Below are 11,802 nucleotides of genomic sequence, written 5' to 3' on the forward strand. Positions count from 1 at the left end.
ACCGACTACACAGCTGTAGTCGGTCACCTAAATGCACGAATGCTGCCAGCTATTCGAACGAGTCAGGAACTTTGCGCGTACCTGCTACGATCTCGTCATTGATAGCCTTCACTTTGTCGATTACTTCTTGGCCGATGAAAGCGTTCAGCGGCGTTTTGCTTTCGTGGGTCACATAGGTTACGCCCACGCCTTTTTCTTTCAATCCGTAGGTCACTACGCCTGGCTTGAAGCTGCCCTCTACGAAAGATTTCACGGTCTCGTATGCTGCTGCATCTGTACCTTTCAGCTGGGACAAAACGATGTGCTCAGGGTCGATCGTGGTACGGTCAACGTCCTGTCCGGAAGTGAAGAAGCCTTTTTCTTTCGCTGCTTCAAAAACACCCAGATCCCCTACAGCTGCAGCGCCGTTAATGAAGTCAGCGCCTTTGGAAGCCTGGAGCAAAGCAAGCTCCTTCGCTTTTGCCGGGTCAGAGAAGCTGCCCACGTAGTTTACGAGGAATTCTGCATTCGGGTTGGTCGCTTTCATCCCTTCCTGGAAACCGCCTGTCCATTTTTTCAGGAGAGGAATATCCATGGCGACAACCATGCCCACTTTGTTTGTTTTCGTTGCCAGTCCAGCCGCTGCTCCCATCAGGTAAGCCGCTTCCTGCTCGCGGAAGGTAACGCTGCGTACATTTGGCAAATCAACAACGGTGTCGATGATCGCGAAGTTTTTATCCGGATTTTCGGCGGCTACTTTTTTCAAGGCATCTTCAGATTCAAACGAAGACGTGATAATCAAATCGTAGTTTTCCGCCACTGCTACACGCAGGTTTTCTTCAATCGCGCCATGGTCAGTGGATTCGATGCTTTTTACTTCTGCGCCAAACTCTTGACCGGCTTTCTTAGCGCCTTCATCCATTTGCTGGAAGAACGGGTTCACCCCGATTTTTTCTGGCAGGATCAGGGCAATGCGTTTTTTCGCCGCTCCCTCTTGTCCTGCTGCTTGTCCCTCTGCTTTATCTGCTGGAGCACTGCTGCCTCCTGCCGAGCATCCTGCTGCCAAAACGGCGAATGTGGTCAATGCCAACAATAATTTCTTCATGGTGTTCCCCTCTCTAACTGGAGCATTATATTCGTTCTTATCTATTTACTTATGTAATGTACGGTTTTTACGCCAAAAAATCAACAGTAATTACGTACATTTCAACAAAAACCACAGTTAACGTTCGTAAATAAGACAAAAAACGTTTGAAATACAAAAAAACTCTTCCTTTGAGGAAGAGTTTGCGTCCTGAACGGTCCTCTTCCTCATCTTTCAAGACATTTCCCTGTCTTGTAGGAATTGGCACCAGTCTGTACAAGGTACAGTGGTTGCCGGGCTTCATCGGGCCAGTCCCTCCGCCGCTCTAGATAAGGCAGTAAATCTATAGGATTATAGTCAGATATATTCTAGCAGAATTTTTTAAAAATGCAATGATTATTTCAAATCTTTTTACTGCTTGTGAAATGTCTGCTGGAGCCGATGCGATAAAGTATTGAGCTCACCCAGTTCTTCGGTGATTTCCCGTACCCTTTGATGCTGATTCTCTGCGGTGGCAAACAGCTCCTCCAGATTGGCTACAGACTCTTCAGTGACGGCAGTGATCGTCGACATTTCCATCGCGACTTCACTCGAGCGCAGCTTGACCCGGTCCATGCTGGAACGCACATGCTCTGCAGCTGCGAGGAAGTGAACCATTCCTGCCCGCACGGCTTCAATTGATTCAACCGTTTTTACGGCTAGCTCTTTTCCTTTGGAGACAGAGGTTTCCCCGTTTCCAATTTGGAGGACCGCATTCTCGCTTTCCTGATGGAGCGACTTCAAAATCTCCGTGATTTCCTGTGTGGCCGTCGCACTTTGTTCGGCCAGCTTCCGCACTTCATCTGCGACTACAGCAAAGCCTCTGCCATGCTCTCCTGCACGGGCAGATTCGATCGCCGCATTCAGCGCCAACAGGTTGGTTTGCGTCGCGATCTGGTTAATGGCCCCTACGATTTCCTCGACTTTGTTGGCCTGACGATTGAGCTGATGAATAGTTGAAGCGGCCACATTTACAGCCTCCACGATCTGATCCATCTGCTTGGATAGCTCATTCATCATGCTCACACTTTCCGTCAGCCGCAGATTGTTCTGGTCAGACTCTGCCTTCATAGCATTCGTCTGCGTCGTGACATCCACGATTTCCTGATCGATCGACTGGACTTCCTCCTCGATCTTCACCGTCGAATGAGCCTGCGACTCCATGCCCGTTGCCACCTCTTTAAAGGCGAGCATCATGTCATCCGTGTTGCGTTTGGTTCCTTCTGCGTGCACATGTACGTGCTCCGTCGTGCGATCCAGCTGCTCGGTCATCACTTCGATGTGTTCGAGCATTTCTTTCAAACGCTGTTCCTTCTCCTCTGCTTCCTTTCTAGCGGCGTTCGCTCTCTGCAGCGATGCTTGTCCAGCCAGACACAGGTACGTCACCGCTGCCATCATCATCAAAATAGCGACAATCCGCACAGCGAGGTTGATTTCGGTATAATCGCCGGTAAAAATCTGATAGGTGCCTGTGTAGAAGCCGACGAGCGTGGCGATGATCTGCGTAACCCCAGCAAACACCACCAGCTTCCAGTCCAGATAGGCAGCCAAAAAGCCCATTACGATAAAGGCGAGAAAAGCAACTTCCTGCTCTGAGCTAAAGTGATCAAATGAAATAGCATAAAACATGAGTCCAATCGCGACGAGATAACGGATAACCGTGCTGTTCCTACGAATGAAATAATAGGGCGATACGATCAAGGTCACCAGCAAGCCTAACGAACTGACCATCCAGAAATTTACGTTTTCCTGGAAGGCGATCAGTCCGGCCATCCACAAATGATTCCACAAAACAAAGATCATAAAGCCTTCCTTGTTCGTCAAGGTATTCCGTATTAACTGAATCATCAATGTCCCTCCTTACTTTTCGATTGGTATTTCCCCTCCATTATAGATGGTGGATAGTTCCAGCGGATGTGAAATAAATGCGAACGCTAGAAACCACTTTCCCCCTATCCGAATAGGCTGTTATGACAGATACCTATTTGAGAGAAGAAAGGACTAAAAAAAGTGGAATTGAACCGCCTTCCCGTTACCGTTTTGACGCGCACCATCACGCGACCGGGCACATCCATCTACTACCCGCAGCTGTCCGGTCTTGCCAATCAGCAGGCTGAAACACAAATTAACCGAGCCTTGCTGCAAACCGTCCAAGGCCTGATTCACGAACAGCAAAGAGTACAGGTCCAAGGAAACACCCAGATGCAAGGCAGCTACGAAATCAAGAATAACCAGCGCGGCATCTTCAGTGCCACGATGAACAACTACGCCTACACACCGCAAATGGCTCACGGGATGACCTTCCTCGGATCCGTCTCGGCAGATGTCGACACCGGAAAGCTGTTTGCCTTGCGGGACCTCTTCAAACCAGGCAGCGACTACATTAAAGTCCTGTCTACCATGATCAAAGCCCAAATCAAGCAGAGACAAATCCCGACGCTGAGCGATTTTACAACGATCAAGCCCGACCAGGACTTTTATCTCGCGGACAAAACCCTGGTCATCTATTTTCAGCTTTACGAAATCACGCCGTACTATGTCGGATTCCCCATGTTCCCCATCTCCGTGTACGATTTGGAGCCGATCATCAAAGAGGATGGGCCTCTGAGTATTTTGGCAGCGAGTTAGGAAAGAAGCGACACGAAAAGACGAGCTGATGCGCTGGAAAACAGTCGTCAGCTTTCTTTATGGCAGAACTGTGGACGAACGAGGCTTATCCTTCTATCCGCTAAACAAATAAGTATTTACTTATATGAATGGAACTGTTACTATGTAAAATGTACATATTTACTTAAGCAAGTGTATGGATTATCGGACCCGCTTTTATGGAGGAAGGATACTCATGCAATATTACGGACATAAAATCAGCAAAACTGCCAGAGTTTTCAGCAAAAAACTAAACAATGTACTCTCCCCTATGGGGCTCTACAGCTCCCAGTGGGGAATCCTCATGTGCCTGCACTATCGGAGCACGTTGACGCAGGTACAGATCAGCAATTACCTGGACGTAGAAGCCCCAACGATTACTAGGACGTTGACTCGCCTGGAGGAAATGGGCTGGGTCATTCGTGCGGAAGGGGAAGACAAACGGGAGCGTTACGTATCCCTCTCCCCCCAGGCGCAAGCCAAGTTTCCCGAGTGGCTCGATGCCGCCATTCAGCTGGAAAAGGCTGCCCTGCGCGACATTCCCGAGGAAGATCTGGCTACGTTTAACCGCATCCTGCAAAAAATGAACGACAATCTCAACAATCTGCAGCTTGCTGAATCCGAATCGGAACAGGATTCCCCGATCTCTTAAAACAACAAGGCTTCCCTTCCTGAGTGATGTTCATGCAGGAGGGGAAGCCTTGTTCATTGGAATATGCTGTTTGCTATTGCATGCGCTTGATCATGTTGCGCGCCATCCATACCCCAGCGGCACCTGCTTGCGCCAGACCGCGGGTAATCCCTGCCCCATCTCCGCCGCAGAACAAGCCTTGGATTTCGGTTTCGAATTCCTCCGTGAGCTTTGGACGAGCCGAGTAGAATTTCGCTTCTACCCCGTAGAACAAGGTGTGCTCAGAAGCGATCCCCGGAGTCACTTTATCCAGCGCCTCAACCATTTCAACCAGGCTCTTCATTGTGTTGTACGGCAGCACCAGTCCGAGGTCACCCGGTACAGCCTCTTTCAGCGTCGGTTCCAGGAAGCCTTCGCGAATGCGGGATTCTGTCGAGCGGCGACCGCGCATAATATCGCCAAACTTTTGGACGATCACGCCGCCGTTGGACAGGTCATTTGCCCGTTTACAGATTTCCCGAGCATATTCGTTTGGCTTGTCAAACGGCTCGGTAAAGGTGTGGGACACCAAGAGAGCAAAGTTGGTGTTGGTCGAGCCGAGAGCCGGGTCTTTGTACGAATGCCCATTGGCCGCCATGACTCCGCTGTGGTTCTCTACTACGACGTGCCCCGAAGGATTGCTGCAGAACGTGCGGACACGCGTACCTACAGACGTATTGAAAATAAACTTCCCTTCGTACAAATGCTCGTTGATTTCGCGCATCACGACGTCAGAGGTCTCGACGCGCACCCCAACGTCCACCTGATTGTTGTACATTTTCAAACGGCGCTTTTTCAGGATGCTCGTCAGCCAAGCCGAGCCATCCCGTCCAGGTCCAATCACGACAAAATCGCTTTCGAACTCCTCCCCGTTTTTCAGGACGACTCCTTTTACCTGATGCCCCGTTTCTCCCTTGACCGTAAGGATGTCTTCTACTTCCGTCTTAAACATCATGTCGATCCGGTCCTTCAGGTATTCAAAAATCGATTGCAGAATTTGCAGGTTTTGCTCGGTTCCCAAGTGGCGCACCTGAGCGCGCAAAAGCTTCAATCCCGCTGCGTAGCCGCGTTGCTCGATGCTTTTGATCGTCTCCGTCGTCGGATCGGTAATCATCTCTGTCGCTCCGTGCTCCAGGTTGATCGAGTCTACGTATTGAATCAGGTTCAGGACAGTGGAAGGACTCAGGTAATCGGTCATCCAACCGCCGAACTCTGTCGTAATATTAAATTTCCCATCGCTGTAGGCACCGGCTCCACCGAACCCACTCGTAATCGAACAGGCTGGCAAGCATCCGGAAAAATCCTTTTTCCCTGCAGGCGGCGGACAGAGCTTGATTTTTTCCTCCAAAATGGGGCAGCGTCTGCTGTAGATGTCATGCCCTTTGTCGATCAGCAAGACCTTGGCTTTTGGCCATTTGCGAGTCATCTCATAACAGGTAAAAATCCCTGCTGGACCTGCTCCTACCACGATCACATCATACTTCTTCATGTTCGTTTCCCCCTTGTGAGCATGCAAAAAATTCCCGGCCGACGAATAGGGTATGTCAAGAACAACCCCATTCGTAGCCGGGAATTTACGGTTCCCTGTAGAGACCCTCAAACCATATTTCTGAGGATATACGAATTGTTAGATTCATCAAAACCAGTTATGTGCTATCAACAATTTGTATCATAACGGCTACTGTGAATCATGTCAATAAGAGTACACCCATTTATTCGTGTTTACAAAAAATCAGCATCTATTAGGCACAAAAAATCACGATAAAAGACCTAAAATCCGAACATTAATTCCGAACGTTCGTTTTTTCTCGCAAATCATTCTCCACCGTTCGGCAGGAAACTACAGAAAAAGAGGGAATAGGTAGAAATTTACCACTCATATAGTCATTACAAGCTGATAAAAAGGGTGAGGCTAAGCACATGCGGGATTATCGCTATTATCAGTCTCTGTTTTCCGGAATTCCGAAGCCTTTTGCCTTTATCGATCTGGATCTGCTGGAGGAAAATGCCCAGCAAGTGCGACTTCAGAGCAACGGAAAGCAGATCCGGATCGCGAGCAAATCGATACGCAGCGTCGCCATTCTCCAGCATCTTTTGCAATTGGACGAGTGCTTTACCGGGATCATGTGCTACTCGGGACCGGAAGTGCTCCATTTGTGCGCCCACGGCATGGACCAACTGCTGCTGGGCTATCCGATTTGGGAAAAGAGCTGGCTGGAAGCGATTGCGGGCGAGGTAAAAAACGGCCGCAGCATTACACTGATGATCGACTCCCTCTCGCATGTGGAGCATGTAGAACAGCTCGCTCGCCGCACTGGGGTTCGTCTGCCTGTCTGCCTGGATGTGGACATGTCTTCGGATCTTTTGGGTCTGCATTTTGGCGTCTGGCGCTCCCCGATCCGTTCTCTCGAGGCTGCCCTAAAGGTCGTGCGCCGTATCGCCTCCTCCGATCATCTGTACCTGGACGGTATCATGGGCTATGAAGCGCAGATTGCAGGGGTCGGGGATCGATATCCTCGCCGCTTTTTCAAAAATACCGTCATCCGCCTCTTGAAGCAGCATTCCGTACGGGAAATTGCCGAGCGCCGCGCAATGCTGGCAAGCGAGCTTCAAAAGCTGGGGATAGCTCCCCGCTTTGTGAATGGAGGCGGCACCGGAAGCCTGCACCTGACTGGAAAGGAAGAGGCGGTCACGGAGCTGACTGCCGGCTCCGGTTTTTATTCACCCGCTTTGTTTGATTACTATCAGGACTTCCGCTTTCATCCCGCGTCCGGGTTTGCTTTGGAAATTGTTCGACAGCCTGCCGCAAATATCTACACCTGCGCAGGCGGTGGCTACATCGCCTCTGGTGCAGCAGGAAAAGACAGACTCCCCCTTCCCTACCTGCCCCAAAAGGTACAACTGCTTCCCAACGAAGGTGCCGGTGAGGTCCAGACTCCGATCCTCTATCGGGGAACGGAAACCTTGCAGCTGGGCGATCCGGTATTTTTTCGCCACGCGAAGGCAGGAGAGCTATGCGAACGCTTTTCACGACTGTACTGCGTGTCAGGCGGAAAGATCGTGCGAGAAGTCACTACGTACAGGGGGGACGGTTTGTGTACACTGTAAAGCCCGATGCAAAGCGCTGGTCAAACTGGGCTGGCAACGTCAAGAGTCAACCTAAGCAAGTCACTGTGCCAGACTCATTGGAGGATGTCGTGTCCATCGTTCGCGACTGCAAACGTAGCGGGAGGAGCATCCGCGTGGTCGGCTCGGGTCACTCCTTTACCCCCATCGCCCAAACGGACGACTGCCTGCTTTCGCTTGACCGTCTCACAGGTCTGTACGCGGTGGATCCTGCGGAACGTACCGTTGAAGTCTGGGCTGGCACCAAGCTGAAAGATTTGGGGCAGCTCTTGTTTGATCAAGGCTACTCCCAGGAAAATCTCGGCGATATCAACGCCCAGTCGATTGCCGGTGCGATCAGTACAGGCACACACGGTACGGGCATTCGCTTTGGCAGCATTTCTACGCAGGTCGTCGGTTTGACTGTCGTCACTGCGGCAGGTGAAGTGCTGGAGTGCTCAAGGGAGGAGCACCCCGATCTGCTGCGCGCTCTGCAAGTATCGCTTGGCATGCTCGGCATTCTTGTACGCGTACGGCTTTTGGTCGTTCCCGCCTATCGGATGCGCTACCGGAGTATCCGCATGCCTGTCGCCGATTGCCTATCTTCCCTCGATACATTCCGGGAAGAGCATCGCCATTTCGAATTTTATGCCTTCCCCTACTCCGATACCGCCCAGGTCAAATTCATGGATGAAACGACAGAGCTCTCCCAGGTGAATCAGGCCTGGAGCTATATGAAAAAGATGGTCATGGAAAACGCCGTCTTCTGGCTCCTGTCCGAAGGCTGCCGCCTCATCCCTTCCCTCTGCAAGCCCGTCAGCAAGCTCTCTGCTCAAGCCGTCCCCACAGTCGATGAGAGTGGTCAGAGCCACCACCTGTTTGCCACGCCGCGTCTAGTCCGTTTTTATGAAATGGAATACAGCGTACCCGCCGAAAAAATGAAGGCAGTCGTAGAAGAAATCCTGCAGGTCATCGAAGAGAAGCAATACGCTGTTCACTTTCCCATTGAATGCCGCTATGTGAAAAACGACGATATCTGGCTCAGCCCTGCTTTTGGGCGTGACAGTGCCTACATCGCTGTTCACATGTACAAAGGAATGCCCTATCAGCCATATTTTCAAAGGATCGAGGCCATTTTTCAGCGTCATGCCGGCAGACCGCACTGGGGAAAAATGCACACCATGAAAGCGGAACAGCTGCATCAGGTCATCCCCCGCCTCGAAGATTTTCTCGCCCTTCGCACTCAGATGGATCCCGATGGCCTTTTCCTCAATCCGTACTTGTCGGAGTTGTTTGGTGTTCCCGTACGCACATAGCTCGCATCACTCTTGTTGATATACGCAAAAAATTCTGATAGATTGAAAATAGTAGGGAATAAAAAACATTCGAAGCATTCTTCTAGTTGAATCAGAGGGGGAAATACGTTGGTACAGTCGATTGACCGGGCGATGAGCATCATTTCGGTTCTGGTCTCTGACGATAGCAAGGCGCATTGGTCGATTTCGGAGATCGCGGACCAGACAGCTCTCCCTCTCAGCACCGTTCATCGCTTGATCAGCACCATGATGCAGCATGGACTGATCATGCAGGTTCCTGAGACCAAGCAATACAAGCTCGGCTACACCTGGATGGAGATCGGGCTGGGTCTTGTGGACAAAATCGATACACGTGCAGTTGCCCGCTCGGTAATGGAGAAGCTGGCTGCTGAAGTGCAGGAAACGGTGTATTTGAGCTTTCCTCACGGTACGAGCTCGATCGTCCTCGAACGGGTAGAGAGTCCTACCAGTGTACGAATTATTGACAATCTGGGAGAGCGAATTCCGCTGCACATCGGTGCGCCCAACAAAACCATTCTGGCCAACATGGATCCTGCAGACGCAAAGGACATGGTGGAAGAGCTCATCCCGGAGCCGGAAGCACAGCAGGAGCTCCTGAAGCGATTGCCAGCTATCAAGCAAAATGGCTATGCCGTCAGCTACGGTGAAAAAACGGAGGGCACAGCCTCCATCGCAGTACCGATCATCGGCTACAACCACCAGGTGGTCGGCGCACTCAGCATCGGCGTACCCAGCTACCGGATCAACGAGGACCGCTTAGCTTTTCTGATTGAAAAGGCCAAGCAAGCAGCAAGCGACATTCAGCATCGAATCGGCGGACTCGCCTAATTTTTTTATCCACGATACGGAAACTCATTTCACATAATGGAAAACGGAGGCATCTCACATGGGCAAATGGCAAACGAAGGAACAGTTGGTCGATCTATTGTGCAATCTCGTCAGTATCCCGAGCATCACGGGTTCTCCTGCAGAAAAACAGGTACCTGGTTATCTCGTGGAGCAGCTGAGCAACCTTCCCTATTTTCAAGCCCATCCCGACCACGTACGTGCCAACCCGACGGAAGATGAGCGCCATTTCGTCACAGCGCTCGTCAAAAAGGAAGGCGTCCGGGACACCGTCATTCTCGTCAGCCATTTCGACGTCGTCGATGTAGAGGATTACGGGGAATGGCGCAAGCATGCGTTTGATCCAAAGGCGCTCACGCCGCTGTTTCATGCGAATGCCGCCGATATGCCTGCAGGGGTACAGGAAGATCTACAGTCGGGAAACTGGCTGTTCGGCCGCGGAACGATGGACATGAAATGCGGTCTGGCTCTGCACATGTCGATGATCGAGCGGGCATGCGAGGGCGAATTTGAGGGAAACATCCTGCTTTTGACGGTGCCAGACGAGGAAGTCAACTCAGTCGGTATGCGCGCTGCTGTTCCAGCCCTGCTCGCCCTCGCGGAGGAATTTGATCTGAACTACAAGACCGTGCTGAACTCCGAGCCGATGTTCACCCGTTTTCCTGGCGATCAAAACAAGTATTTGTACACAGGCTCCATCGGAAAGGTACTCCCCGGCTTTCTTTGCTACGGGAAAGAAACGCACGTCGGCGAGCCTTTTGCGGGTCTCAACGGGAACCTCATGGCCTCCCAGATCACCTGCGCGCTCGAGCTCAACACCTCATTTTGCGAGGTAGTCGAAGGGGAAATCTCCCCTCCCCCTACCAATCTGATTCAGAAGGACCTGAAAAAAGAGTATTCGGTTCAAATCCCGCACCGTGCTGTCACTTTGTTTAATCTGTTTTTGCTGGAGAAAAAGATGGAGGACATCGTAGAGCCTCTGCTGCAAACTGCAAGGCAGGTAGCGGACCAAATCAGCCAAACCTATTCTCGACAGGCGAGCCTTTTTGCCGAGACAGCGCCATTTACCCCGCGGGACCTGTCCATCCGGGTCATGACGTACGAGCAGCTCCACGCCTACGCAGTCAAAACCTATGGGGAAGAACGCCTGAACCAGCTACAGGCGGAGGCCGTGGCAAACCGCGGCGACAAGGATGACCGGGACATGACCATCGAGCTCGTCGATCAGCTGGCGATCTTGTGCAAGGAGCTGTCCCCGATGATCGTCCTGTTTTTCGCTCCCCCTTTCTATCCAGCGGTCAGCTCACGTCGTCACCCGCTTATCCAGCGCACGACTGCGGAAATGGAAGCTTATGCAGCCGAGCAGCATCAGGTCACACTGCTGCCGCAAAACTACTTCGGCGGCATTTCCGATTTGAGCTACGCGGGCTTGCAGTATCCAGCTGCCTCCATGCAGCCGCTTGTCGCGAACATGCCGCTGTGGGATCAGGGCTATTCGATTCCTTTGCAGGCACTGGAAGCCTTTGATGTCCCTGTCATGAACCTCGGCCCGGTCGGACGTGATGCCCATCAGTGGACTGAGCGCCTGGATGTAGATTACGCATTCGATACACTGCGTGACATGCTGCCGCGTTGCATTCACTCTCTTTTGAAGTAGCGCGTGGGGTATAATGGGGGAAAACCGTCTACGAGGAGGGCTATCGCTATGCAATTTGAAGCCAAGGAAAATGGATTTGTGACCCATTTGTCTTATGGAGACCTGCATGTATCCGGCGACGAGCAATACGGCTTTCGTCCCTACCAGCTCATGGTATCGTCTATCGCCATATGCAGCAGCGGCGTTCTGCGCAAGGTTCTGGATAAAATGAGAATGCCGTGCAGTGACATGAAGGTGACAGCCGAGGTCGTGCGAAACGAGGAAAAGGCAAATCGAATTGAAAAAATCCACCTTCACTTCATAATCAGCGGAGAACATCTGCAAGAGGAAAAAGTAAAAAAGGCGATGGAAACCTCTCATAAAAATTGTCCGATGGTTCAATCGGTTCGGGATAGTATCCAGATCACGGATTCGTTTGAAATCGTAGTTTAAAAAAACC

The 11,802-nt window shown here is 51.4% G+C and carries 10 protein-coding genes and 2 riboswitches; of the genes, 7 read left to right on the top strand and 3 right to left on the bottom strand.

From position 1 onward, the window contains the following. Nucleotides 1-49: 49 nt before the first annotated feature. Both EDM59_RS27510 and EDM59_RS27515 read right to left on the bottom strand, forming a co-directional pair. Complete coding sequence (locus tag EDM59_RS27510; RefSeq protein WP_122926558.1) at nt 50-1,084, bottom strand: BMP family lipoprotein; 1,035 nt, start codon at nt 1,082-1,084, stop codon at nt 50-52. Nucleotides 1,085-1,287: 203 nt separating this feature from the next. Beyond that, nucleotides 1,288-1,399, bottom strand: a riboswitch (SAM riboswitch). Nucleotides 1,400-1,474: 75 nt separating this feature from the next. Next, on the bottom strand, nt 1,475-2,950 hold the full coding sequence (locus tag EDM59_RS27515) for a methyl-accepting chemotaxis protein (protein ID WP_122926559.1): 1,476 nt from the start codon (nt 2,948-2,950) through the stop codon (nt 1,475-1,477). Between the two features lie 162 nt (nt 2,951-3,112). On the opposite strand from EDM59_RS27515, the gene EDM59_RS27520 reads away from it, so the two are divergent. After that, nucleotides 3,113-3,730 (top strand): DUF3298 and DUF4163 domain-containing protein, encoded by a 618-nt coding sequence (locus EDM59_RS27520; protein ID WP_122926560.1) that lies wholly within the window; start codon nt 3,113-3,115, stop codon nt 3,728-3,730. A gap of 214 nt (nt 3,731-3,944) precedes the next feature. Continuing rightward, entirely contained in the window at nt 3,945-4,400 is a 456-nt protein-coding gene (locus tag EDM59_RS27525) for a MarR family winged helix-turn-helix transcriptional regulator (protein WP_122926561.1), read from the top strand. Between the two features lie 73 nt (nt 4,401-4,473). Here EDM59_RS27525 and EDM59_RS27530 read toward each other — a convergent pair whose 3' ends face one another. Continuing rightward, complete coding sequence (locus EDM59_RS27530) at nt 4,474-5,907, bottom strand: NAD(P)/FAD-dependent oxidoreductase (RefSeq protein ID WP_122926562.1); 1,434 nt, start codon at nt 5,905-5,907, stop codon at nt 4,474-4,476. A gap of 54 nt (nt 5,908-5,961) precedes the next feature. Then, nucleotides 5,962-6,061, bottom strand: a riboswitch (purine riboswitch). A gap of 277 nt (nt 6,062-6,338) precedes the next feature. Here EDM59_RS27530 and EDM59_RS27535 point away from each other — a divergent pair. The 5 genes from EDM59_RS27535 to EDM59_RS27555 all read left to right on the top strand — a co-directional run bounded on the left by EDM59_RS27535 (nt 6,339) and on the right by EDM59_RS27555 (nt 11,795). Further along, complete coding sequence (locus EDM59_RS27535) at nt 6,339-7,526, top strand: amino acid deaminase/aldolase (protein WP_122926563.1); 1,188 nt, start codon at nt 6,339-6,341, stop codon at nt 7,524-7,526. Next, nucleotides 7,514-8,839, top strand: coding sequence for a D-arabinono-1,4-lactone oxidase (locus EDM59_RS27540; RefSeq protein WP_122926564.1), 1,326 nt, complete (start codon nt 7,514-7,516; stop codon nt 8,837-8,839). Before EDM59_RS27535 ends, EDM59_RS27540 begins: the two co-directional genes overlap by 13 nt. 108 nt (nt 8,840-8,947) lie before the next feature. Beyond that, entirely contained in the window at nt 8,948-9,688 is a 741-nt protein-coding gene (locus EDM59_RS27545) for an IclR family transcriptional regulator (protein WP_122926565.1), read from the top strand. A 58-nt stretch (nt 9,689-9,746) separates the two neighbouring features. After that, nucleotides 9,747-11,363 (top strand): M20/M25/M40 family metallo-hydrolase, encoded by a 1,617-nt coding sequence (locus EDM59_RS27550; protein WP_122926566.1) that lies wholly within the window; start codon nt 9,747-9,749, stop codon nt 11,361-11,363. A 48-nt stretch (nt 11,364-11,411) separates the two neighbouring features. Beyond that, complete coding sequence (locus EDM59_RS27555) at nt 11,412-11,795, top strand: OsmC family protein (protein ID WP_122926567.1); 384 nt, start codon at nt 11,412-11,414, stop codon at nt 11,793-11,795. Nucleotides 11,796-11,802 lie beyond the last annotated feature (7 nt).

Source organism: Brevibacillus nitrificans (assembly GCF_003710965.1).
Classification (GTDB): Bacteria; Bacillota; Bacilli; order Brevibacillales; family Brevibacillaceae; genus Brevibacillus; species Brevibacillus centrosporus.

Coding starts and splice junctions, on each gene's coding strand:
- EDM59_RS27510 (WP_122926558.1), bottom strand. CDS start 1,084: ATGAAGAAATTATTGTTGGCATTGACCACATTCGCCGTTTTGGCAGCA.
- EDM59_RS27515 (WP_122926559.1), bottom strand. CDS start 2,950: ATGATTCAGTTAATACGGAATACCTTGACGAACAAGGAAGGCTTTATG.
- EDM59_RS27525 (WP_122926561.1), top strand. CDS start 3,945: ATGCAATATTACGGACATAAAATCAGCAAAACTGCCAGAGTTTTCAGC.
- EDM59_RS27530 (WP_122926562.1), bottom strand. CDS start 5,907: ATGAAGAAGTATGATGTGATCGTGGTAGGAGCAGGTCCAGCAGGGATT.
- EDM59_RS27535 (WP_122926563.1), top strand. CDS start 6,339: ATGCGGGATTATCGCTATTATCAGTCTCTGTTTTCCGGAATTCCGAAG.
- EDM59_RS27550 (WP_122926566.1), top strand. CDS start 9,747: ATGGGCAAATGGCAAACGAAGGAACAGTTGGTCGATCTATTGTGCAAT.
- EDM59_RS27555 (WP_122926567.1), top strand. CDS start 11,412: ATGCAATTTGAAGCCAAGGAAAATGGATTTGTGACCCATTTGTCTTAT.